This window comes from Paenarthrobacter sp. TRD_SC_7 (assembly GCF_056156245.1).
Map to the genome: position 1 here is coordinate 3,455,756 of NZ_CM149587.1, position 24,715 is coordinate 3,480,470.

General features: G+C 63.5%; 14 protein-coding genes. 6 read left to right on the plus strand and 8 right to left on the minus strand.

Annotated elements, in window-relative coordinates; all coding sequences use genetic code 11:
• Nucleotides 1-58: 58 nt before the first annotated feature.
• The 6 genes from AC0J5Z_RS16625 to AC0J5Z_RS16650 form a co-directional block, all read right to left on the minus strand.
• A complete protein-coding gene (locus tag AC0J5Z_RS16625; protein WP_475034339.1) occupies nt 59-1,030 on the minus strand; it encodes an AAA family ATPase in 972 nt (323 codons plus the stop codon).
• Nucleotides 1,031-1,095: 65 nt separating this feature from the next.
• Nucleotides 1,096-7,185: an Ig-like domain-containing protein gene (locus AC0J5Z_RS16630; RefSeq protein WP_475034341.1), complete on the minus strand. Its 6,090-nt coding sequence runs from the start codon at nt 7,183-7,185 to the stop codon at nt 1,096-1,098.
• A 352-nt stretch (nt 7,186-7,537) separates the two neighbouring features.
• Complete coding sequence (locus AC0J5Z_RS16635) at nt 7,538-8,716, minus strand: adenylate/guanylate cyclase domain-containing protein (RefSeq protein WP_475034344.1); 1,179 nt, start codon at nt 8,714-8,716, stop codon at nt 7,538-7,540.
• A complete protein-coding gene (locus tag AC0J5Z_RS16640; protein WP_475034346.1) occupies nt 8,706-9,299 on the minus strand; it encodes a PH domain-containing protein in 594 nt (197 codons plus the stop codon). Before AC0J5Z_RS16640 ends, AC0J5Z_RS16635 begins: the two co-directional genes overlap by 11 nt.
• Nucleotides 9,292-10,242, minus strand: a complete 951-nt coding sequence (locus tag AC0J5Z_RS16645) for a biotin--[acetyl-CoA-carboxylase] ligase (RefSeq protein WP_475034348.1) — start codon at nt 10,240-10,242, stop codon at nt 9,292-9,294. Before AC0J5Z_RS16645 ends, AC0J5Z_RS16640 begins: the two co-directional genes overlap by 8 nt.
• 68 nt (nt 10,243-10,310) lie before the next feature.
• Nucleotides 10,311-11,201: an SDR family oxidoreductase gene (locus tag AC0J5Z_RS16650; protein ID WP_475034350.1), complete on the minus strand. Its 891-nt coding sequence runs from the start codon at nt 11,199-11,201 to the stop codon at nt 10,311-10,313.
• Between the two features lie 217 nt (nt 11,202-11,418).
• Here AC0J5Z_RS16650 and AC0J5Z_RS16655 point away from each other — a divergent pair, with 217 nt between their 5' ends.
• The 3 genes from AC0J5Z_RS16655 (at nt 11,419) to AC0J5Z_RS16665 (ending at nt 14,993) form a co-directional block, all read left to right on the plus strand.
• Nucleotides 11,419-13,002: an acyl-CoA carboxylase subunit beta gene (locus AC0J5Z_RS16655; RefSeq protein WP_475034352.1), complete on the plus strand. Its 1,584-nt coding sequence runs from the start codon at nt 11,419-11,421 to the stop codon at nt 13,000-13,002.
• Nucleotides 12,999-13,244 (plus strand): acyl-CoA carboxylase epsilon subunit, encoded by a 246-nt coding sequence (locus tag AC0J5Z_RS16660; protein WP_475034354.1) that lies wholly within the window; start codon nt 12,999-13,001, stop codon nt 13,242-13,244. Before AC0J5Z_RS16655 ends, AC0J5Z_RS16660 begins: the two co-directional genes overlap by 4 nt.
• A gap of 66 nt (nt 13,245-13,310) precedes the next feature.
• A complete protein-coding gene (locus AC0J5Z_RS16665; protein WP_475034356.1) occupies nt 13,311-14,993 on the plus strand; it encodes a DUF885 domain-containing protein in 1,683 nt (560 codons plus the stop codon).
• 351 nt (nt 14,994-15,344) lie between these two features.
• On the opposite strand, the gene AC0J5Z_RS16670 is transcribed toward AC0J5Z_RS16665, so the two are convergent.
• A complete protein-coding gene (locus AC0J5Z_RS16670; RefSeq protein WP_475034359.1) occupies nt 15,345-21,014 on the minus strand; it encodes a DUF6531 domain-containing protein in 5,670 nt (1,889 codons plus the stop codon).
• A 181-nt stretch (nt 21,015-21,195) separates the two neighbouring features.
• Nucleotides 21,196-21,477, minus strand: a complete 282-nt coding sequence (locus AC0J5Z_RS16675; RefSeq protein WP_089593717.1) for a pyrophosphorylase — start codon at nt 21,475-21,477, stop codon at nt 21,196-21,198.
• A 377-nt stretch (nt 21,478-21,854) separates the two neighbouring features.
• Here AC0J5Z_RS16675 and AC0J5Z_RS16680 point away from each other — a divergent pair, with 377 nt between their 5' ends.
• From AC0J5Z_RS16680 to AC0J5Z_RS16690, 3 genes are all read left to right on the plus strand, one after another.
• Entirely contained in the window at nt 21,855-23,288 is a 1,434-nt protein-coding gene (locus AC0J5Z_RS16680; protein WP_475034361.1) for a dicarboxylate/amino acid:cation symporter, read from the plus strand.
• A gap of 93 nt (nt 23,289-23,381) precedes the next feature.
• A complete protein-coding gene (locus AC0J5Z_RS16685) occupies nt 23,382-23,843 on the plus strand; it encodes a YbjQ family protein (RefSeq protein ID WP_475034363.1) in 462 nt (153 codons plus the stop codon).
• Nucleotides 23,844-23,980: 137 nt separating this feature from the next.
• Nucleotides 23,981-24,715 carry a TetR/AcrR family transcriptional regulator gene (locus AC0J5Z_RS16690; RefSeq protein WP_475034365.1) on the plus strand — a complete coding sequence of 245 codons (735 nt, stop codon included), beginning with the start codon at nt 23,981-23,983 and terminating at the stop codon, nt 24,713-24,715.

The following is a 24,715-nucleotide window of genomic DNA, read 5'->3' on the forward strand; positions in this document are numbered from 1 at the left end:
GGCCTTTGTTTGAGCTGGGGTCCGGTGGGGCTTCGTGGTGCTACGCGCTGGCGCCGTGCTACGCGCTGGCGCGTTGCTGCGGGGCGGCGACGTCGGCGAGGACGCGAGTGAGTACCACCTCGGGTGTTGCGCCGGAGAATTCAGCTTCGGGGTCCATCACCAAGCGGTGCGTCCACACCACGGGGGCGAGTTCCTTGATGTCATCCGGAAGCACGAAGTTGCGTGCCTGGCTGGCTGCCCACACCTTTGCGGCGCGGACCATGGCTAGGGCGCCACGGACGGAAACACCAAGGCGCGTTTCGCTGGCATTGCGCGTTTCCTCGCACAGGCGCGAAATGTACTCCAGTACCGCTGTGTCCACGTGGGTGGTGGCTGCCAGGTCCGCCATGTCAGCCACTGCCTGGGTGGTGATCAACGGTGTGAGGTCCTTCGAGCGATCCTTCAGGTTCGCCCCGCCCAGCAACCGAACGGTGGAAGCGTGGTCCGGGTAGCCGATGGAAGTCTTGATGAGGAAGCGGTCAAGCTGCGCCTCCGGCAAACGGTATGTGCCTGCCTGTTCGATGGGGTTTTGGGTAGCCAGGACCATGAACGGGCGGCCGGCCTCGTACGTGGTGCCGTCCACGGTCACACGGGATTCCTCCATGACTTCCAGCAACGCGGACTGCGTCTTCGGGGAGGCACGGTTGATTTCGTCGGCCAGGACGATGTTGTTGAACACCGGGCCCTTGTGGAACTCGAACTTCTGGGTCTTCTGGTCGTAGATGGTCACACCCGTCACGTCAGACGGCAGGAGGTCAGGCGTGAACTGGATACGGTTGTGCGAACCCTGGACAGTTGCGGCCAGGGCACGGGCCAGCGAGGTCTTGCCCGTACCCGGTGCGTCTTCGAACAGGACGTGGCCTTCTGCCATCATCGCCGTGAACGTCAGCCGGATGACGTGTTCCTTGCCCAACACGGCCTTGCCAACGTTGGCAACGAGCTTCTCGAACGTTTCTGCAAACCACGCGGCCTGCTCGTTTGTCATGGTCATCGGTGATCCTGTTCCTTGGATATTCGGGGTGTGGGTTGAAGTAATCGTTTGATTTTGCCGATGGCTCAGCAGGGCGGCGGAACGGGGCCGTAAAGATCCACCGTGATGGGCTTGACGAACCAGCCATCCTTTGGTGAGCCCTTGAGCTTGTACCAAGCCGTCCCGTTGCGGTAGATGTCCTGCCTGCAGGTGACGTCAATCCTGCCCCAGGAACGCTCCACCCAGCCGACTCCACACGAGGGGCCGCTCGGATTGTAGCTATCCGTTTGACCAGGCTTTCCCGGGCAGGTGCTGTTGTGCGCCTGGATCTGGGACGGTGCGGGCGGCGGAGGCGGCGGAGTGGGATCGACGCCGCTGGTTGAGTTGACTGGGCTGCTGTTGGGCCCAGCCACGACCGTGACGGCCCTGACCCGGATTTGGCGGGTCTTCTCCCAGCCTCCTCCGGGTGCATCGAAGCTGTTTGCCTGACCCACGCCGGTCCATCCGCCGCCGTCCAGGCTTACCTCGTAGTGGTCCAGGGGACGCCCGTTCATATTCGGGTTGTTCCAAGTCCAGTGCACCTGGCCGTCACCCTTACCCGACTTGCCTCCACTGACGTTCGGTGCGTTCGGCGGACCGTAGGGGTTCGCCTGTCCGATATTCTTCGCATCGCCGGACATTCCGTTCTTCACGGACGTCGCAATGATATTCACGACGACGTTGGTGCCGTTCGGCTGGCCGCCGATGTCGCCGCCCCCGCGTCCGATGGGGCCGGAACCATTGGCGGTCTGCCAGCGATAGGTAATTTCGTTGTCTTGGGAACCGTTACGTTCAGCGGCGGTGAGTGGCGTGAACGTCACCCGTAGTTGTCCGCTTGCACCGGTTGCTGTCACCGAACCACTGCCCACGGTGCCTGGCTTTCCTGCGGCCCGAATGGGCGCGGACTGCTGGCTGACACCGCTGACACCGGCCTTGTTCGTCGCTGAGACCGTGAACGTGTAGTCCGCTTCGGCATTAGCAACGGTGACGTTCTGCGAGGTTGCTCCCACCGACTGGGTACCCACCACGGCGCCGCCCCGGTAGGTGGTCAAGGTGTAGGCAGAAACAGCGTCACCGTTATTGTTCGGCGCCTTCCAGCTGACCTGCAGTTGGCTTTGCGTGCCAACTGACCCAGCGCCAGAAACCGACGGAGCGGCAGGCGCGGCCGGAACACCGGCCGGCGTCTCCGCAGCTGAGTAAGGGCTCCATTCCGAGGGTTCCTTGGCGTCATTCCTGGCCAGGACCCGGACCTTGTAGGCCACGCCGTTAGTCAGGCCCGTCCACACGTGGCTGTTGCCAGTGAGGTTCTGGATCTGCGGGTTCTGGCCAGCAGGAGCAGGCGAGATCTCAAGATCGTAGGATTTGATGGGCGAGCCCTTGCTTGCCGGAGCAACCCACGCCACGGACAGCTGCTTGTCGCCAAATTTCAGCGTCGGTGCAACCGGTGTGTCGGGCTTGACGTCCGGACGGACTTCGGCCGAAACCGGCGAGCGCTCAGACTCGTTGATGGCATTGGTGGCCGTGACGGCAAAGTGGTACTTCACGTTGTTGGTCAGGCCGGTCAACGTGCAGGTATTCGCGGGGCAGTCCTGCTTGAAGCCGTTCTCGCCATACACCGTGTACTTGGTAATGGGCGAGCCACGATCAGCGGGGGCGTTCCATGTGAGCAGGGCAGTTTGGTCGCCCACAGATTGCGCTAGTGGCGTTGTAGGCGCTGCAGGCTTGTCCTTGACCGTCAAACGGATGCGGGCAGTGGCATACCGGGAGATCTCGCCGGTTTTATCCTCTGCGGTGTAAGCAACCACCATGGTGCCCGTGAAGCCCCCGGCTGGGGTGACGGTCACATCGCTTCCGCTGATTTCAGCAGTACCTTGGCCCGTCTCAGTAACCGCGGAGGCGATTTTCAGCGGGGTGTCCGGGAACGGATTGGAATCATTTGCCAACACGTTGACCGTCACGGGTTTCCCCGACTGTGCTTCAGGCTCGAGATCATCGTTCGCCACCGGTTTGGGCCTGTTGGACGCCAACAGGGAAAGCTTGTAGGAGGCCACGGCTTCCAGCCCGCGGCGGTCCTTTGCTTTCACCTGAACGGTGCCCGACTGCCCGATCTGTACGGAGTCCTCGGCCGAGACCTTGAGCGTCTTGCCCTCCACGTTCACTTTGAAGCCGCCCTGGGCTGCGCCCACCAGCTCGTAGCTCATGTTCTGCACGTCATCCGCGTCCGGATCCGACGTCAGCTTCTCCAGGTCAAGGCTTGCAGAGTCACCCTTGGGAACTTCCACGTCGCTCCCCAACAGGACGGGCGGGTTGTTCTTGTTGGGGTCGGGCAGAACCTTGGTTCGGATGCTCAGCGTCGACTTCAGGCCGTTGGGGTCGTCCGGACCTGTTCCGTCAGTAACTTCGAAACTGATGGAACCGGGGCCAACATACTCCGCACCGGCCGTGTACTTCAGGGCAGTGCCACCGTTGGCTACGGGATCGCTGCCGTCGGCACCGATGAGCTTGATGCGGTCCGTCTGGGTCAGGCGTGGTGAGCGTCCCTCACGGACCTTGACCCACTCCGCGAGGTTCACCGTGACGGACTGACCTGAGACAAGCTCCACCACTTCATCCTTGGCGAGCGTGGGGACCTGCTGGCCTATACCGGGAACCCAGATGATGGCTGTGGACTTCTGGCCATCCACATCCTCCACGGTGTAGGGCACCAGTTGCGGCTGCTCGGTAAGGTCAACAATGACGTTGCCATCGGGACCAGGACGTGCCGTGTCCAGACCGGTAGCGACCTTGAGGTTCTCCCCCACGCCGTCCGGATCCTCATCGTTCTTCAGGACAGGAACATCCACAGCCGTCTTACCGAGTGTTTGCGCCGATGTCACGCGGTCGTCGCGGGCAATCGGTGCCTGGAGCGGTAGGTCGTTCTGGACCACCACCCTGATGCTGGCCTGCCCCACCGCATCCCGGTCGTCAGCTACGGAGTAACGGACGTTGACGGTGCCCTCTGCGGCGGGAGCGGTCACCAGGATGCGGCCACTGGTCTGGCTGACCTTGGCGTCGAGACCTGCATCAGCCTCGATGCTGTCCGTCAGGATCCGAATGATGTCGCCATCGGGGTCGGTGTCGTTCGCGGTCGCGTCCACAGCGATCTGGCGGCCCGGACGAACCTTGACCTCGTCATCCACGGGAGCAGGCTTCTGGTTGTCTTCCCCACGGGGCGCGACGCCGACCGTCACCGTTCCCGTGTTGACCGCACCTTGGCGGTCGATCACCTTATAGCGGAACGTGTCCGTACCCGCGCCATCACCAGCGGCGACGAAATCGATGAAGCTGCTTCCCGCCGTCGCGGTTCCCATGGTGGGTGTGCTGTCGATGCCGGTGAGCTGGACCGAGTCGCCGTCGGGGTCTATGCCGTCCAGCGGAACCGGGATCCGGACACTGCCACCGGCTACGACGCGTGCCGTCAGGTTTTGCGGCTGCGGACGCGAATTCTGCGTACCTTCCAACGGAAGGATGTGAATGGTCACCGCTGCTGCGCTCTTCTGTCCCTGCGGATCCACCGCGTTGTAGATGGCGCGCACGGTTTTGGGCGTGGGCCCAGCGATGAAGCGAAGTGTCTTCTCCGAAATGAACGCCTTTCCGTCTTCCTCTGGAATGCTCTGCGCCAGCACCGGATCCACGGACAGTTCCTCGCCCTGCGGGTGGGTGTCGTTGTCCAGGACCGGAATGGTCACGACGTCGTTCACGCGGACGTTGACTTCGTCTGGTTTGGGCTGGGGAGCCTCGACGACGGCGGGAGCCGGCACCGGGACGACGCCCACCGTGCCGGTGGCTGAGGCGCGGCCGTTAGACATGGTGTAGCTGAAGACGAACGGTTCCTTGGCGCCGAGGACGTCGGTAACGCGAAGGACGCTGTGGTCGATCACGCTCACCGAGGCCGACGAACCATCGGGCACGGTAACGGATTGGAGGACCAGCACGCCGCCGGAAGGATCGGAGTCGTTGGCCAGCGGATCAACCAGCACGCTGCCACCCACAGGGAGAAGCGCGACGTCATGGACGGCTACAGGAGCTCCGGCGTCCTTGCCGGACTCCACGTCCACACGGATGAGGCCTTGGCTGCTCTGGGGTCCATTGCTGGCGATGTACGTCAAGTAGATCGGGCCGGGGGTGGTGCTACGGAAGGTGAAGGTACCGCCGTCGGTTACCGGACCGAGCTCTGCTGGGCCGGCAGCCTCAACGTGGGCAACGCGAAGGGCGCCACCGTTGGGGTCCACATCGTTCTTCAAAGGTGCGATGACCAGGTCCTGGCCAACAACCGCGGTGACGTGGTCCGCATTGACTACCGGTGCGAGGGCACCCGGCGGTTGCACGTTGACCACGATGCGCCCAGTGGTTGTGGCCCTGCCATCCCACACCGTGATGGTGACGTTCTTCTTGCCCGGCGCTGCGCCGGAATCCTGGTAAGTGAGCAGGCCGTCGCGGCGAACCTTCACCTGGTCCTGGTCGTTGTCGGATTTTGCATCCAACAGGACGAGGTCGTCGCCGTCGGGGTCCATCCAGTCGGTCAGGATGTTCTGGCTGACGGACTTGCCCTGCTCCACCAGCATGGTGGTGGGCTCGCCTCGCTTGAAGAACGGCGGTTTGTTCTCTTCCGGGGGTACAACGCGCAGTGTGACCTTGCCGCCGGAGGACAAGTCACGGCCGTCGGCGGCGTTATAGTCAAAGACTTCCGTTCCCGGCTTGGAATCTGCCGGGACCTTGATCTGGAAGGCGGAGCCTCCGTAGATATTCTCCAGCGCTCCTATTTTGGGGCCGTTGGCGCCCACCGACGCGGTGAGGACATCGCCGTCGGGATCTGAGTCGTTATCCAGCACGCTCAGGATGGAGGTCCGGCCCGGCCGGACACCGAACTCGTCCGGTTTGGTCTCGGGCGGACGGTTGGGCTTGGTGCGGTCCGGGAGAACGTTGATGGTGTTGTTGTCCGCGGACTCCTGGTCCTGGTCATCGGATTGGTTCTTGGGCGGGACAACATCGTCCCAGTTGTTCACCAGCTGCATGTTCTGGTTGACCAGCCACACGCTGCCCGAGTTCACGTCGTTGAGGACAACCAAGTCCCTGTTCACGCGGAAAACGTAGCTTGGGGAGGCGCTGGCTTTGGGGACGTCGTTTTTCTTGTCGTCGGCGTCGTTGTCACAGTCGCGGACGTATTTGTTGGCGCCGGACCACGCTGAGTGAACACACTTGCTGACCTGAACGGGAGCCGCGGGAACGCCTTCGCCGTCAGCGTTAACCGTTGCAGCAGTGGACCCGTCCAGGGGCTGCTTCAGCAGGGCTTTCCGGGTTGCGACGGCCACGTAGCTGCTGTCTTCGCTGCTCTGCTGGAGCTTGGCTTCGCGGGCATCCTGAAGTTGCAGCTTGCGGCCGCCCGGCAGGAAGAGGTTTCCGGAGGCGGCGTCAAGGACCACGGGCTTATCGCCCACCACGGCCAGTTGAAGGTCGCCGGCGCCCTTGAGCTCGTCAATCTTGCTGACCTGCGAATCAGTCCGTTCACCATTGGCGTCCACAGTGGTGACAGTGATTTCGCCCTTGCCAGGGTCCGCCGTATAAATCCGGTTGTCAGGTCCCACGGCCGACACCATGCCCGGGTCGCCGGTCAGTACCGGCTCTGTACCCTCTTCGTCGAAGCCGTTGACCGTGGAAGGCGACAATGCCCACACTTTGCCGCGTGCGGGATCAGTCACCGAAAGTACGGTGGAGCCGTAGCTGACTTGCGACGACGACGGCAGCTGCTTGTCACCGCCAAGCTTGAGGTTGGCGGCCGATACCTGATTGATGGTGGAACCCGACTCATCGTCTACGAAGACGTTGCCGTCGTGCTGCAGGACGTCGAAAGTGGTAGTTGCCGGCGTCACCGCGCCGTCCAAGACGCGGGACGGGTAATTCAATCGACCCACAGCGTTCTTGGTTTTGCTCACAACCCACACGCCGCCGTCGTTCAAGTCCACCTCGGTGGTCTTGAACCCCGGGTACAGCACTGCCCCCGTAATCAGCAAAGCGCCTGCCGCAGTCGCAGCAGTCCCCGCTATGAATTTCTTGTTTTGACGCTTTTTCAGCCCCAGCTTGCCGAAGAAAGTTGTCACAGTCCCAGAATTCCCTTTTGTTTTTCAGCCGCCCCCGGTGGCTTCCAGGCCAACCGGCATCTGCCGGCGGCCGTACATTCCGCAGTACCCCCATACGGCGGCGGAATTTCAGTCCCTAAGACTATCCCACGCGCCCCACGGCCGGCCAAGGAAACCCGAGACCGGGCTATCCCTTGGCGTTGACAGCCTACGGCCTCAGTAACGAGAGGGCGATGGGGACAACTACCCGGACCCGCTCGCGCTCAGCCGGCGAGAGGAACATACAGTTGTGCAGCGTACCGGGTTAATCCATCGTTTTGCTAAGTCGTGACGCCAGTTCTCGGAGCGTGCAGTTCTCAGGGCGTGCAGGGGCTTAGTCCAGAACCAAACCCTTGCCGCGCCCTCGGGCGAGCATCACGGGATGGATCTCACCGAAGCCACGGACGTTCTCCGACTTCTGGGGAACCAGGACGAAGCGGTCATCCTGGCCCAAGGCAGCGGCGGTCATAGCGTCCACGAGCACCGTCCCGGGCTGAGCCAGCGTGGTCAGCCGTGCTGCGAGGTTGACGGTGGGCCCATAGATATCGCCAAGCCTGGACAGGATGCGGCCCCACACCATGGATACGCGGCACTGCGGCAGGATCTCATCCTCAGTGAAGGCTTGGGCCAAGGCCAAGGAAATTTCGGCTCCGGCCGCAGGGGTTTCGGCGATATACAGGACTTCGTCGCCCACTGTCTTAACCAGCCGGCCGCCACCCACGGAAATGATCTCGGCGCATTTGTTCTCAAAACGCTGCACCAGCTGGGCGAGCGTTTTCTCGTTCATGCGGCGCGACAGGCTGGTGTAGGAAACAAGGTCGGCGAATCCTACGGCCCGGGCCAAGGGCAATGGTGAATCGTCTTCGTCGCCCTCGCGGCCTTCCTCGCTGGCCTGCAGCCCCGCTTCCGCCCGAACGGCAAGGCGCTGGACACCCGCATTGAGCTGGCGGCGATAGGAATAGACCAGGATCTCTTCGAGGGAATCCACCAGTGCGGGCAGCTGCCCCACCAGTTGTTTGCGGGCGACGGCGTCAGGGATTCCCTGCTCGGAAACCATATCCTCCACCAAGGCTTCGATCTGCCAGACCACCATGCGGTCCGTCATTTGCCCGATGGAACGCGTCACCGAGATGGCAGCTTCCTCTGTCAGGAGGCCGGCCCGGACCAGGTCCAGGATGCTGGACAAGGCAGCCTGGTCGCGTTCGGTGAAGGCGACATCCTCGTCCCCAAAGTTCGGGAATCCCAGCGCGCGCCAAATTTTGCGTGCGGACAGTATGGACACGCCCGCGCCGGCTGCAACTTCACGACGCCGGAGCTTGCGTTCGCCGCCAAGAAGCTTCGCCTCAAGCGCTTTAATAGCTAAGCGCTCCGCGGACATCACACCAGTGGGAGGACTTGTTTGCACCGACGCCGGAGCAGGCCCGGCCTCAGTGTCCTCGTCCACGGAAGGCTCCGGTACGGCGTCGAACTCCTGGTCCAGGTCCTCGCCGGACTGCTGATCCTCAACGCTCATCTCTTCCACCTTCTCTCAACTCCCACGGCAACTCTTCAAAATCCCTCAGTACCTCACCCTCAAAAACCTCACCTTGCGGGAGTTCGTCCATCGCGTCAAGAATGAAGCCCCGGAACTTTCCTACTTCGGGAACATCGACCAGGACGGCTATTCCGGAGTGCCCGGTATCCAAGGATATATTCCCGGAGTGCAATGCCCGTTGGAGCATGTTCTGCTGGACACCCACGTTGCGTATGGCCATCAGCGATACCTGCCAATCACTCCGCCGAAACATTCCGTTCTTGGCAAGTACGCGCCTGCTCGTCAGGATGTACTTGATCGACCGCCACCGCAACACTCGCTTGAGGCTGTACACGGCGAGGAACCATCCTGCGACCACAACCACAGTACCTATGAGCCACGGCGTCCATTCCGCCGTAATGAACGGCGCAAGGCGCTGGGGGTTTTCCCTGACGATCCATGCACAGGCGAAGCCGGCTAGAGCAGGAACGGCAATGAGGGCCAGCACCGGAAAGAACAGCGACCGGGCCTGTTGGCGGGTGATCGTGATGACCTGCTCCCCCGGAAGTAACTCTTTACGCATAACCGCTTTCTGTGGCGCGCAAGTGCACCACATCTCCGGCTGTAACTACGTGTTCCCTGCCACCATGGTCCACCACCAGCAACGAGCCGTGCTCGTCCAAGCGCGAGGCATGCCCCACGAGTTCGTGGTCCCCCGGCAAGTGCGCCCTCACTTCGCGGCCCAACGTCACCATGGCAGACTCAACGCGCTTGTGCAGCGAAGGGCCACCCACCAATCCTGCCGCAGGGTCTCCTTCGGAGTTGCAGAAGCTGCGGTAAAGCCTGGCGAAGCGGGAAAGGTAGCTCTTCAGCAGCGCGGTGCGGTCCGTCGTCGCGGCCCCTTCCAAGGCGAGCGAGGTTGCCGTGGGAACCGGAAGTTCGTCCTCGGCCAAAGACACGTTGAGGCCAACGCCCAGAATGACCGCCGGCACGGAGCCGTCGCCCAAAGGAGTCATCTGTGCCAGGATGCCGGCGACCTTTCTGCCGTTGACCAGCACGTCGTTGGGCCACTTGATCTCCGCGGTAATGCCAGCCGTTTCCTGCAGGGCCTCCCGCAAGGCAACTGCAGCAAGCAGGGAAAGCCAAGAGTAGCTCTGCGTTGGGACCGGCATGCCCTCTGCCGTGACGGGACGCAGCACCATGGAGACGGAAACCGCCGACCGCTCGGGTGATTCCCAGTGGCGGTCAAGCCGTCCGCGCGCCGCTGTCTGGTGTTCGGCGGTCAATACGGCAAGGTCGGCCCACTTCTTCGGCTCCACCGTCACAGCCCGGACGAGGTCCTGATTGGTGGAGCCCGTGGATTCGACAATGTTCAGCTGGGAGATGCCCGTGGCCGACAGGAAGTCCGGCTGGAGCAACGCCTCACGGTCGAGCGCCCCACGGCCCAACGCCTCATGGTGCACCGAAGACCGGGACTGCCCGGACGGGGCCTTGGGTTCGCTGCTGTCTGGCTTGTCGGCATCCATAGCTGAATCCTATCCAGTTGCGGCGCCCCCGGATGATGGCTGCCCTGAAAAAACGGCTGGGAATCCGCTTAGAGGAAGATGTCCGGTACCAGGCGGTCTTCGGGCGCGCCGAGGCTGTAAGGAGCGAAGTCCGACACGCCGGCAGCGCGCAGGACCTCTTCGTCCGTGTAGAAATTGCCGGTCGCACCCGAACCCGTAAGCACTGCATGGGCGGCATCAGCCATGATTTCCGGTCCGCGTGCGGCCTGCACAATTTGCTGCCCACCAGGCATGTTCCGGATCGCGGCCGTGTCGATGAGTGTGCATGGCCAGAGCGAGTTAACCGACACGCCGTCGTTCTTCAGCTCTTCGGCGAGCCCCAAGGTGGTGAGGCTCATACCGTACTTGGCCATGGTGTAGGCCAAGTGCATCCCTGCCCATTTGGGGTCCAGGTTAAGGGGCGGGGACAGCGTGAGTATGTGGCCGTGGCTGGACTCCCGCAAGGCGGGCAGCGCCAGCTTGGACAGCAGGAACGTGCCGCGGACGTTGATGTCCTGCATGAGGTCGTAGCGCTTCATGTCCACGGCGTCAGTGCGGGAAAGGTCGATCGCCGAGGCGTTATTAACGACGACGTCGATTCCCCCGAAACGCTCGACGGCGGCGGCGACTGCTGCGGCGACGTCGTCATCGTTGCGGACGTCCCCGACGAGCGGCAGCGCCTGGCCCCCTGCTTCGACCAGCTGATCCGCGGCGGTAAAGACGGTCCCTTCGAGTTTGGGGTGGGGGTCGCCGGTCTTGGCCATGAGCACAATGTGGGCGCCATCGCGGGCTGCACGAGTGGCGATGGCCAAGCCGATGCCACGGCTGCCGCCGGACATGAGGATGGTCTTGCCTTTGAGAGAACCGGTGGCCACGTACGGGCTGGTGCGTTGCGTTTGACCCTCTGTGGAGGCGGAGGAAGCGCCGTTGCTTGAAGTCATGGGGACACTCTAACCCAACTATGTTACTGGCGGGTAACATACCATTGGCTTTGGCTTGGTCCCGGAAAATTGTAGGGTTTCTACAGCGGTTCGCGGCAAAGGCGTCACTAGACTGGCCTGCGGGGCCTGTTCTTTGTACGGAAGCTACTTAAGTCAGCTACTTGTCCGCACCCGGGATTGCGCCAGCGAAAATCAGCTACAGAGCCGGAGACACTTGATGAGCCACGATCTGACAACGACAGCGGGAAAGATTGCCGACTTCCGCGACCGCCAGGCCCGTGCAGAACAGCCTTCCGGCCCGGAAGCAATCGAAAAGCAGCACGCTCGCGGCAAGAACACCGCCCGCGAACGCATCGACCTCCTGGTCGATCCCGGATCGTTCGTCGAGTTCGACGCCTTGGCAATCCACCGCTCCACCGCTTTCGGCATGGATAAGAAGAAGCCGCTCGGTGACGGCGTGGTCTCCGGATACGGAACCGTGGATGGCCGCCTCATCGCCATCTACAGCCAGGACTTCAGCGTCTACGGCGGCTCGTTGAGCCAGGTCAACGGCGAAAAGATCGTCAAGGTCCAGGAATTCGCCCTCCGCAACGGCTGCCCGGTTGTCGGAATCAACGACGGCGGTGGCGCACGCATCCAGGAAGGCGTCGCTTCGCTGGCGATGTTCGCGGACATCTTCCGCAACAACGTCCACGCTTCCGGCGTGGTCCCGCAGATCTCCCTCATCATGGGACCGTGCGCAGGCGGCGCTGCCTACTCCCCCGCCCTGACCGACTACGTGGTGATGGTGGACAAGACTTCCCACATGTTCATCACCGGACCTGACGTCATCAAGACCGTCACCGGTGAGGACGTGGACATGGAAACCCTCGGCGGCGCACGGCAGCACAATGCAACCACCGGTACCTCTACTTATCTTGCTTCCGACGAAGCCGACGCGATCGAATTCGTCCGCGAACTCTTGGACTTCCTCCCCTCCAACAACCTGTCCGAGGCACCCGTGGTGGAGCACGACCAGGAACTGGAGCTGAACGACGACGACCTCGCCCTGGACGGACTGATCCCCGATTCCGCCAACCAGCCATACGACATGCGCAAGGTCATTGAACAGATTGTGGACGACGCCCACTTCCTGGAAATGCAGTCGCTCTACGCTCCCAACGTGATGATCGGCTACGGCCGCGTCGAGGGGCACACCGTGGGCATCGTGGCCAACCAGCCCATGCAGTTCGCCGGCACACTGGACATCTCGGCGTCGGAGAAGGCTGCCCGCTTCGTCCGCCACTGCGACGCTTTCAACATTCCCATCATCACGCTGGTTGACGTCCCCGGGTTCCTGCCCGGCAAGGACCAGGAGTTCCAGGGCATCATCCGCCGCGGCGCCAAGCTCCTCTACGCCTACGCTGAAGCAACTGTTCCCAAGCTCACCGTCATCACCCGGAAGGCGTATGGCGGAGCGTACATCGTGATGGGCTCCAAGAAGTTGGGCGCAGACCTGAACCTCGCGTGGCCTACCGCCCAGATCGGCGTCATGGGCGCCCAGGGTGCAGTGAATATCCTTTACCGTCGCGATCTCGCTGCCGTTGCCGAAGCAGGCGGCGACGTGGAGGCCAAGCGCGCCGAGATCATCCAGGGCTACGAGGAAGAACTCCTTAACCCGTACCAGGCTGCGCAGCTGGGCTACGTTGATGCAGTCATTGCTCCGTCGGATACGCGTCTGCAGATCATCCGGGGCCTCCGGGCCCTCCGCGACAAGCGCGCGAGCCTGCCCACCAAGAAGCACGGAAACATTCCCCTGTGAGCACGCCGAAGCATCGCGCCGATTCGGCGCCGGATCAGACCCCGGCCGCCCCAATGTTCTCGGTGGTCAAGGGCGAACCGACGGCCGAAGAGCTCGCCGCGCTTGCCGCCGTCGTGGTTTCACTCGGTGGCCCTCAGGAAGCGGCCTCGTCCAAGCCGAACGTCCGGCACTGGGTGCGTCGCCAGCAACTGCGCCTGGAGCCGACGCCGGGCCCAGGCGCTTGGAAACGCAGCCGGGGTTAATTCCCTCGTCCGTAGAAAAGTTCAACAACCCTTTCACGTAAGCGATGTCGCGGATAGGCTCTGTGGGTGACTACTGCAAACACTCCCGTACGCCCGAAGTCCGCCATCGATGCCGTCGCTGACGCGTACACAGAAAAGCTGATCGAACTCAATCCCAGCTTCGCCACCACGCTGGGCTTGCCGGGACACGAAACGGAATACCAGGACTACTCGCCTACCGGCGCTGAGGCCCATGCGGAGGCCACAGGGTTGGCCTTGGATGCTCTGGCCGGCCTTGAGCCTTCCGATGATGTGGACGCCGTCACCTTGGACGCCATGCGCGAGCGGCTCGGCCTGGCACTGGAGATCCACGAGTCCGGCTGGGATGCAGCCGACCTCAACAACATTGCCTCTCCCGCGCAGGATATCCGCGCCATCTTCGACCTCATGCCCACGGACACTGTTGAACACTGGGAGCACATCGCAGGCCGCGCTGCCAACGTTCCCGGTGCGACTGAGGGCTATATTGCATCCCTTCGCGCGGCTGCTGCCGCCGGAAAAGTAGCCGCCGCCCGCCAAGTGCGGATCGTCATTGAGCAGACCGGCAGGTACGCGGCGGAGGACGGCTTCTTCGCAAAAATGGCTTCATCGGCCGCCCTTGGTGGCCAGCCGCTGCCCGCGGAGCTTCAGTCAAAGCTCGACGCCGGGACTTCGGCCGCGCGTTCAGCGTATGGCGCCTTGGGAGACTTCCTTCGGGACGAGCTCCTGCCGGTAGCCCCTGAAAAGGACGCCGTGGGCCGCGAACGCTATGCCCTTGCCTCCCGTTCATTCGTCGGCGCCGAAGTCGATCTGGAAGAGACGTACGCCTGGGGAGTCCAGGAGCTCGAGCGGCTCATCAGCGAGCAGGAGAAGGTTGCCGGACAGATCCAGCCGGGAGCGTCGATCGAGGAAGCCAAGAGCATCCTCAACAACGATCCCGCGCGGCAACTCAAGGGCACCGACGCCTTGAAGGCGTGGATGCAGGAACTCTCGGACCGTGCTGTGTCCGAACTGGCCGACGTCCACTTCGACATTCCGGACGTCATGAAGACCCTCGAATGCATGATCGCCCCCACCGATGAAGGCGGCATTTACTACACCGGCCCTTCCGACGACTTCTCCCGGCCCGGCCGCATGTGGTGGTCTGTACCGGCAGGCGAAGACACCTTCACCACTTGGTCCGAGACAACCACCGTGTTCCACGAAGGCGTCCCCGGCCATCACCTCCAAGTTGCCACGGCGACATACCGACGGGAGCTCCTGAATAATTGGCGCCGGAACGTCTGCTGGGTTTCCGGCCACGGCGAAGGCTGGGCGCTCTACGCCGAGCAACTCATGTTGGAACTGGGCTACCTCAAGGACCCTGGGGACCACATGGGCATGCTGGATGGGCAACGGATGCGCGCCGCCCGCGTGGTGTTCGACATCGGTGTCCACTTGGAACTGCCAGTCCCCGAGCGCTGGGGCACTGGTACGTGGACTCCCGAGAAGGGCTTCGACTTCCTCAAAGCCAACCTCGACATCAGTGAAGGCCAGCTCCAGTTCGAATTCACCCGCTACCTCGGCTGGCCCGGACAAGCACCTTCTTACAAGGTGGGCCAGCGCCTCTGGGAGCAGATCCGTTCAGAGCTCGAATCCCGCGAGGGGTTCGACCTGAAGTCCTTCCACAGCAAAGCGCTGAACATCGGCTCTGTAGGTTTGGATGTGCTGCGCCGCGCGCTGCTGGGCTGATTTACTCGAGTGCCTCCGACTAGAGGCCGGGCCAACCAACAATTGGCAGCTGCGCATGAGTTTAGTGGGCCGTGTCCGAAACAATTATCGCTGTCGGATACTCAACCCAATCTCCGCGCCTGCCCTCCCGGTAGAGTCGATCCGCGGTCCGTTGACACTCTTGCAAGTCGTTCCATGGCCCGTGCGGATTCACCCCGACAGCCCCTGCCAGATCTTTTGCTGATACGACACTTGGACGTCCGGAGTCTTTCATCACCTCATACATATGATCTCCCCGGACGAGCAATCCCTTGCGGACTGGCACAGCGACCAAACGCAGATACGTGTTTCCCTCGATGTACATCAATATCCCTACCGCAGATCCCACGCAGGTTGCGGATCCTGACTATAGCCAGGGTATCCAGCCACCTGTGCCTGTTCCATGTCATAGTAATTGCTCGAGGGCAAAGCGCCCGGTCCTCGCGGGTTCAGGGCAGGGCTCGGCGCACCAATGTCCACGATTTGGTGGCCCTGCATCATTTGATAGTTGATCCACTTTTTGTTGGCCCAAAGATGGATACCGTCATGGACCGAGTTGGGAAGATTTCGGTAAGTAAAGTTGTAAATCGACTCAGGAAGGGCCGTGTATGTCCCGTAGCCGTTGGCACTGCCATATGGATGCACTCTTTGATCCATCATCCGGCCCATGACTACTGTGTCCGCGTTGGCATTTCTTGTGACTGCCCCCATAATGCCTTGGCTGACCTTCTGGCCGATCGCTCCACCGGCACCTCCCGTAGCCGCACCGAACACCGTCCCTTGTGCAGTCGCTCCCAGAGCCCCGGCGACGGTGTGTGGGCCAGGGCCTGTGTAGTAACCGTATGTACCTTGGATTCCACCGCTGATGCCGCCCGAGCTAGCCCCGGCCACGAGTGTCGCCTTCATGCCGCTCAGACCAGCGCGGGCGGCGATACTCGCACCCCCAAAACCCCCAAGGGCTCCGCTGAGAGCAACTTGGCCCCAGTTGACCTCGCCGGTGGTTGCTTTCTGGATTATGGTGTCGGCACCCGCGCCAATAAGCATCATCCCCACGGGCCTACCAACACCGGTAGCCATCAGAACACCGCCAGCAATCACCATCGCACCGCCGGCCAAATATTCCCAGTTGTCCCCGAGCCAGTCTCCTGCTGCTGCGAACGCGCCGCGGGAGGAGCCGTCGTAGGCTTTCAGGTCGGCGTCGGTGAGGGGTCGCAGTCCGGTGGGGTCAGTGGTGTTGAGGGGGTTGTTTCCGGCGTAGGCGTAGGGGTTGCCGTCCCAGCCGGCGCCGAGGACGGGGGCGAGGGGGTCGGTGGAGAGGAAGGCCCGGGTGGACGGGTCGTAGGCGCGTTTGCCGAGCCATTCGAGCCCGGCGATGTCGATCCCGCCGCCGGCGGTCAGGGTGACCCCGGCGGGCAACACACCGCCCACACCCGCATTAGCAGCTGCAGGGCTGTCTGGGGTGGGGGTGGTGGGGGTTCCGAGGACGGCCCAGGGGTCGTGCTGGTCGGTGGGGCGGGCGGCACGCCAGCCCGGCGCGGTCCACGCTTGCCCGATACCTGTGACTCCGCCGGGCAGGGACACTACCTGGGTGGTGTTGATCCCGGCCAGGGTCGGCACGGGCGCTGCGGTGTCCCACCACAACGGCGTCCCGTCCACGGTGGCGAGTTCACCGAGCGCGTCGACGTGGAGCCGGTGCCGGTTGCGTTCGGCCCCGTCCGGGTCCTTTTCGACCGTTCCGGCCAGGTACCCGGTGGGGGCCCAGGCGTATTCGGTCCAGGACCCGTCCGCCCCGATCACCCGGACCCTCCGACCCAACCCGTCATACACAAACTCGGTGACCGAACCATCAGGTTCCGTGACAGTAAGGAGCTGGCCCGCGGCGTCGTACGTGTAGGTGCGGGCCCCGGTGCCGGTGGTTTCGCGGAGCAGCCGCCCACCGGCGTCGTACTCCCACTCCGACACCGAACCGGAAGCGCTTGTTTCACCGGTGGTGCCAGTGGTAGTGATGGTGGTGGTGGTCAGTTGCCCGGCGGTGTCGTACCCGTACCGGGTCACGGCCCCGTTCCGGGTCAGCGCGGTGATCCGCCCACCATCCTCACGACCGATCAGGGTCACATCAGCCACACCCGGGTTACCGGTGTGGGTGCGGGTGTGCTCTGCAAGGCTCCCTCCCCGGTAAACCCATTCCTGGGTGTAGTTCCCGGCGGTCGCCGAAACGATCCGACCGGAGGGGTCGTGGGTGAAGGACGCGTCCCCGAGCAACGGGTTGGAGACCTTCACGACCCGCCCGGCGGGGTCGCGGGTGTAGCGGGTGGTGGTCCCGGTGGGGTCGGTGATCGCGGCGCGGTTCCCGTCGGCGTCGTACTCCCACGACAACGTCCCAGTCCCGGTCCCGTTCCCGTTGGTGCGGCTGGTGAGGAGCCCGCGCCGGTCAAAGCACAGTTCGTGCTCCACCGCGTACCCGGCCCCGCCGGTGTGATCGGTGATGACGACCCGGCGGCCGGTAACGTCGCGTTCGATGGCGGCGATCAGTGTCCCGTCCACCGAGGTGGTCGCTTCCCGGCCCGCACGGTCGTAGGTCCAGGTGGTGGTGTGCCCGTCCGGGTCCGTCTGGGACAGTTGCCGTCCCGCGGGATCGTAGGTGGCGGTGGTGACACGGCCGAGCGGGTCAGTGACCGTGTCGACCTGGTCCGTGGCCGTGTAGGTGCGGGTGGTGACCCCACCGGTCGGGTCCGTGATCCGGACCAGGCGGCCGCGGGTGTCGTACTCGAACCGGGTCCTGCCCCCCACCCCGTTGATGGTTTCGGTCAGTTCCCCGGCGGTGTTGTATGTGAAGCGGCGGGTCCCGTACCAGGAATCCTGGGCGAAGCTCAGCCGCCCGACCTTGTCGTACCCGTACCGGGCCGTCCCCTCCCCGGGCGTGTGCCGGGCGGTCAACCGCCCGCACGCGTCGTAGGCGAAGGTTTCGACCTCGCCGGTGGGCAGGGTCCTGGAGGTGAGGCGCTGATCGGGGTCGTAGGACAGTTCCGTGACCGCCCCGACCGGGTCAATACTGCGGAACGGGCGGCCGCAGTGGTCGTATTCGAACCGGGTCACCGCCCCGGCCGGGGAGGTGATCGAGGTGATCTTCCCGGCAACGTCGCGGCCCAGGACCGTCAACCCGCCCTCACCATCGACCAACTCGACCGGGTTCCCCGCCGCGTCATAGCTGACCAGCTCCGCGGACCCGTCCGCGGACTCCACTTTCGTGGGGCGGCCGTACTCATCAAAACTGTAAGTATTCGTGGCGAACGCATCGGTCAGGGACGCCGTCCCGTTGGATCGGTCGGTGACCGCCGCGGTCCGGACCCCGGTCGGGTCCACAACCCCCGTGAGGGCGCCGACCGTGTCGTACTCCCGCACCCAGTCATGACCGGCAGGATCCGTGATCCCCACGAGCCGGGAGAGGTTGTCATGGGTGAACCCCCACGACGCCCCGTCCGGCAACACCGCACCAGTGAGGTTCCCAAGCTCATCGAACACCCGCTCCACGACCCGGCCCAGCGGGTCGGTGGTCCGGACCAGTTCACCGTTGGGGGCGTACTCGAACACGGTCCGACCCCCATCAGGGGCAACCATTGCGGTGGTCCGGCCCGCGGGGTCGTGCTCGAACGCCCACACCGCCCCGTCCGGGTCCACCCGCCGGACCAACACCCCGGCACCGTCATAACTGAAACGTGTCGCGGCCCCCGAGGGGGTGTACGCGGTGACCGGTCTGCCGGCCTGGTCCCGGATGATCCTCGCCACGTCTCCGGCGGCGTTGCGGGTTGCGATCAAGTCCCCGAACTTGTCGTACTCAAAACCGATAGTGACCCCGGCCGGGTCCGTGACCCGTTCCAGGAGCCCGTCCCGCCACTGAAGCTCGGTCCGGCCACCCAGCGGGTCCAGGATCACCGACGGGTCCCTCGAGACCTCATCGGCGTACTCATACGTCACCACGGCACCGGACGCGGTCACCAGGGTAGTGATGCGGTCCTGCTCGTCCCACCCGTATGTCAGGTCCGCGCCCTCCGGGGTGAGCGTGCGGGTTTTCCGGCCGCGGGTGTCGTAGCCGTGGACCGTGACCGCGCCGTCACGCTCGGTCAAAGACACCAGGTTCCCGTGCGCGTCATACGCCATGGACTGGCGCTGGTCCTCCGCGTCCAGCACCCCCACCAGACGGCCCTTCGAATCGGCGACCCACGAATTCGACCGGGACCCGTCCTCATCCGAAACCACCGTGACCCGGCCCGGCAAATACGCGAACCTCGTCCGCCGCCCATGCTGTGTGACCTGCAAAACCACACGGCCATGCTCGTCATAGCTGTTTTCGGCCTCCACCACACCCGCGGCCGAGACCACCGAGGCGATCAGGCCCTGCTCGTTCCACCGATACGTGCGGGTGCCGGTCTCCGTGCCCACCGTGACCAAACGGCCCGTGGCATCGTAGCCGTATTGAACCCGGCGCCCGTCCGAACCACGGACCACCGCGACCACACCACCGACATAATCGATCTCCACGAACCGGCCCCGCACATGCACCAACCGGCACACCACACCAGCCCCGCCCCCGACCGCTTCACCGGTGGCGTCCGCGCTGGCATCCGCGCTACCGGGATCCACAACACCGGACACGGTCTCTGATGGTGTGTGGCGGTGGGCCGAGACGGTCCGGCCTGGGCCTGCCCCGGTCCCGAGCCACACCCCGGCGGTGGTGTAAGCCCACCAACCGCCCTGGTTATCCCGCACGACCAACACCTCAGTGACACCCTCCGGGACGGAGGACAGCTCCGCCAACCACGGTGTGCTGGCATCTTTGCGGGTGAGCCAGAAGTTCTCTCCGACCGCACGGGCCCAGCCGGTACCCTCACGGGGGAAATCCACCGCCCGGCCATCAGCCATCACCCAGCGGCAACCCTCATCCGACAAGACCAGGTGCTGGTCCAACACCGACGCCCACCCCGGACCAAACACCCCGGGGGTGTCCAGGCCAGAGCCCAACGAGTTATACATCCGCGTCAGCACCAAGTCCGAACAAGCCCCGGCGAAGCCCAGATCGGTTTCGGGTTCAATGAAATTCCCCGTCGCCGTGTTCACCGGATCATTCGCATACCCGCTCGTGGGCATCGCCCCGGCCGCCGTGGGCGGATCAATGACCAGGCCGGACCGGTGCCCCGAGACCCCCGCCGCTGCCAACGCCTCGTTCACCGCAGCGTCCGACAGGGTCGAGACCGCCCCCTCGCTACCGGCAGCAGCGAACGCGTCCGCGACCACCACCGCCCACGCCGCGTCATTCTCATTAGCCCGCAAATACTGCCGGAACGCCGTCACCACACCCGCAGCATCCAACCGGCCCCACCCGCACCGGTCCGCGAACGACGACAGTTCCCCCTCCAACGACCCCGGCACCGACGCGACCCCATCATCCAGGCCACGGGACCCGGCAGCGAAACTCCGCAACGACTCCGGACGCGCCGAAGACACCCCGCCCCCATACCCGCCACCCGGGCCCGGGGTCTCCCGCGACCCCGACGCCGGGGACTCGGACGGGAACGACGGCGCACTCCCGGGCTCCATGTTCGGCCGGGCCTCCTCACCCCAAATGTTGTCCCAGCCCTCTTCGAGCCAGTTCCGATTGTTATGCCGCCGCACCCACTCGTTATTCCGCCGCCGCCGGTCATCCTCCTCCCGCGCCTTTTCGATCATGGTGCCCACATACCCGGCCACCGTCCGCAACGCCGCCGCCAACCCCGACGCGTCCCTGGCCGCCGTGGCCGCGTTCGCCGCGAACACCTCCGAAAAATGCCCCCGGAAATCCTCCCCCGCCCCGGTCACCAACGGAGCACGCGAACCCGAATGCTCATCAACCCGCGACGCTGCGGACTCAAAAGCACCCTTCACCGACTCGGCAACCCCATACACAAACCGGCCACCATGGGCAGCATCGGAATCCGGCAACAACGGCATCTCAACGAACTCGGTCACAACCAAAGCCCCCCACAGAACAAGAACGCGAACAAAACCCAGCAACCCACAAAACACCAGCACCACACGAAGACGGCACCACAACCACGCGGCACCACAAGAACACAGCGCAACGGCCGGGCAACCACACCGCACTAACGCGGCACGATCACCCGGCCCCCACACTCAAACCAACAAAGAATCAGGCCCCGCCACCAGCAGAGAAAATATCCTGCGAAATCTTCTGCAACTGACCCCGCAACTGCTCCAACTCTTCCTTGGCCTTATCCAACGCAGCCTTCGTCTCCGGCCACGTCGAACCACGGAACTCAGCAGCCAACGGCCCATCCCACACATTCGGATCCGACAACAAACGCCCCTGCGCATCCAACGCCGAAATCTGATCCGTGAAACCACCAGTAATAATCGACTGCACCTGACCAATAGCAGCCTTGGCTTGCTCAGTAGACAACACACGCGACATAGAACTTTCCTCCCAATAAGAACAATCGCAACACCGGAAAACCCCGGCGACCAGACGCTGCCTAAACTACCAACACCAAGGAATAAATCCAACAAACAGTCAAACAGTGGCGGCCAGCGCAGAGCAGTCCCGTATCAATGCTTTGAACTACTGTTCTGCATGAGAAAAGGCGAACAGAAGCAGAGCACTACTGGATAAAATTTCCTGCCCGTGGCCAACCCACTTCAGATTGGCTCCCTCGGCTGTATCGCCAACCGCCAGGCCGGAGATGGCGCGACCGAGAGCAAGATCACAAAGCCTTGGGAATAACTTTTACTCCCGTAACATTTCTCAACGTCCGTTCGCTATGTTATTTGCGGTGCACCTACCGTGTTCCGGTGAGCACCTCAACCAACACCTCCCCCTCAGCTGGCAAGACCGGCTTCCGGCTCCCCAAGTGGGCCGGATCCTTCGGCGTCCAGATCATCGCAGCCCTTATCGTCGGTCTTATTCTCGGCCTCATCGCCAAGTACACGGGCAGCACCAAGACCGCCCCCAACGGCCTGGGCGCTACTCTCCAGACGATCGGCTCCAGCTACGTCTCATTGCTGCAGACCGCCGTCGTTCCCCTGATCTTCACCGCCGTGGTGAGCTCCATCGCCAACCTGCGCCAGGTTTCCAACGCCGCGCGCCTCGCATGGAACACGCTGCTCTGGTTCGCCATCACCTCGCTGGTGTCGGTGCTGATCGGTATCGGCTTGGGCGTACTCCTGCAGCCGGGCGCAGCCACGGGCATCACCGAGGAAGCCAAGTACGCCGGCAAGACCGGTGACTGGTGGGCCTTCCTGATCGGCCTCTTCCCGAAGAATTTCCTAGGCCTCGGCGCCAGCTCCACCGTGACCGAAAGCGCCAACGCTGCCACGACTGTCAGCACCGCGGTCAACTTCAACGTGCTCCAGATTTTGGTCATCGCGATCGCCGTCGGCGTTGCCGCGCTCAAGGTGGGCAAGCAGGCTGAGGCTTTCTTGACCTTCAACGCTTCAGCGCTTGCCGTCATCCAGAAGGTTCTGTGGTGGATCATCCGCCTTGCCCCGCTGGGCACCATTGGCCTGATCGGCAATGCTGTTGCCATCTACGGCTGGGACACTATCGGCTCGCTGGGCAAGTTCACGGCTGCCATCTACATTGGCTTGGCCCTGGTGCTCTTCGTTCTCTACCCCATTCTGGTGCGTGTTCACGGGCTCTCCATCAAGCAGTACTTCTCCGGTGTGTGGCCGGCCATTCAGCTGGCATTCGTTTCCCGCTCTTCCATCGGTACCCTGCCGCTCACGCAGCGCGTCACTGAGCGAAACCTGGGTGTCCCCTCCGGCTACGCCTCCTTCGCAGTGCCGCTCGGCGCCACCACCAAGATGGATGGCTGCGCAGCAATCTACCCGGCCATCGCTGCGATCTTCGTGGCACAGTTCTTCGGCATCAACCTGGACTTCAGCCAGTACCTGCTGATCGTGTTGGTCTCCGTTCTCGGTTCCGCCGCTACGGCGGGCACCACCGGCGCGGTCGTCATGCTTACGCTGACCCTGTCCACGCTGGGCCTGCCTCTTGCCGGCGTCGGCCTCCTGTTGGCGATCGACCCCATCCTGGACATGGGCCGGACCGCTGTTAACGTGGCAGGCCAGGCTCTGGTCCCGGCGATCGTGGCCAAGCGCCAGGGAATCCTGGACGAGTCGCTGTACAACGCACCCCGCAACGGTGCTGTGTTCGCCGATGAGTATGCCGCCGACAAGGCTGCAGCTGAAGCCGACGAGCGCGAACTGGCCGGTTCAAAGGCGTAGCCGCCAACCGCTGCCATGAGGTGCTGATCCCCCGGGGAGTTCCCCCCGGGGGATCTCCCGGTTTAAGCAGCCAAAGCTGGATAGGCTCGGAGCATGTTGATCGTCACCTCCAACGAAATCCCCGGCCACCGCATTGACGCCGTTTTCGGCGAAGTCATGGGCCTCACTGTCCGTTCGCGGGATATCGGCTCGCAAATGCTTGCCGGCTTCCGTTCCCTCGGCGGCGGCGAGCTGCCCGAAATGACCAAGGCGCTCTACGAAAGCCGCCAGGAGGTCATGGCACGCATGGTCAACGAAGCGCAGCAACGTGGTGCTAACGCCATCGTCGCCATGCGTTTCGATACCTCGGAAATGGGCACCAATTGGACCGAAGTATGCGCTTATGGCACTGCGGTCTATGTCCTCCCCCTGGGCGAGGGAGAACCTGGGGCAACAGGCCAGTCGGTATACCTAACCAAAACTGCGGGACAACCGACGCAAGCCGCCCAGCCCACTCAAACGCAGCCATCACCACCGGCCCAGCCCACTCCGCCGACTCCCCCGACGCAGTTCTAAACCAAGCCGTCCGCTGATCCCGTTCTTGATCGCCTCCCTCCCCGTAGTCGGCGAGGGAAACGAACAGGGGCGGGATCTCTTTTGAGCCGGACGGAATCAAATTGCGCAGAGTGCAAACTTGCACTTAGTGTAAGTACGTGACCCAAACCAACCCAGAAGCCTCCGAGGAGTCCTCCGCTCCCGAGGCAAACGGAAGTGAGCCGAGCGCCCCTTCCCGCCGCGAACTCAACAAGGCGGCCACCCGCAGCTCCATCGCCTCCGCTGCCCTGGACCTTTTGCGCAGCAACGGGCCCGGCAATTTCACCGTGGAAGACATCGCGGCCAGCGCGGGTGTCTCCCGACGAACTTTTTTCAATTACTTCCCTAGCCTCGAAGCCGCCCTGGCCTCCGTGGCCGACGGCTTCATGGACCACGCCTTGGAGCAGTTCCGGCTGCGTCCCGCCGACGAATCGATCCTCGAATCCGCCCAGGCCGCCCTCATGGCGCTGGCGGATCCCATGTCCGTGGCACCCATGGCCGAATTGTTCAGCTTGACCCAGGACAACCGCCAGCTGGCCCGTTCCGAGTTGGAAGCCTGGGAGCACTGCACCGAGCAGATTATCGAAGCAGCCCGCAGCCGCCTCCCCGCAGGCGTCAGTGAGCTCTACCTCCACGCCCTCGCAGGTTCCGTCATCTCCTGCGGCAAAGCGGCAATGACCGTCTGGTTCGCCGAACATGGACCGGACCTTTCCCCCAAATCGCTTGCCGTACTTCGGCAGCACCTCATCGATGCGATGGGCCTTCTCGGCGCCGGCTTCGCGCCGCCGTCGGACGCGTCCGTACAAGCCGCAACAGCCTCACCTTCCGTTCCAACCACCAAAGATCGGTTCTGA

Coding starts and splice junctions, on each gene's coding strand:
- AC0J5Z_RS16640 (WP_475034346.1), bottom strand. CDS start 9,299: ATGCGTAAAGAGTTACTTCCGGGGGAGCAGGTCATCACGATCACCCGC.
- AC0J5Z_RS16635 (WP_475034344.1), bottom strand. CDS start 8,716: ATGAGCGTTGAGGATCAGCAGTCCGGCGAGGACCTGGACCAGGAGTTC.
- AC0J5Z_RS16675 (WP_089593717.1), bottom strand. CDS start 21,477: ATGTCGCGTGTGTTGTCTACTGAGCAAGCCAAGGCTGCTATTGGTCAG.
- AC0J5Z_RS16655 (WP_475034352.1), top strand. CDS start 11,419: ATGAGCCACGATCTGACAACGACAGCGGGAAAGATTGCCGACTTCCGC.
- AC0J5Z_RS16645 (WP_475034348.1), bottom strand. CDS start 10,242: ATGGATGCCGACAAGCCAGACAGCAGCGAACCCAAGGCCCCGTCCGGG.
- AC0J5Z_RS16650 (WP_475034350.1), bottom strand. CDS start 11,201: ATGACTTCAAGCAACGGCGCTTCCTCCGCCTCCACAGAGGGTCAAACG.
- AC0J5Z_RS16625 (WP_475034339.1), bottom strand. CDS start 1,030: ATGACCATGACAAACGAGCAGGCCGCGTGGTTTGCAGAAACGTTCGAG.
- AC0J5Z_RS16685 (WP_475034363.1), top strand. CDS start 23,382: ATGTTGATCGTCACCTCCAACGAAATCCCCGGCCACCGCATTGACGCC.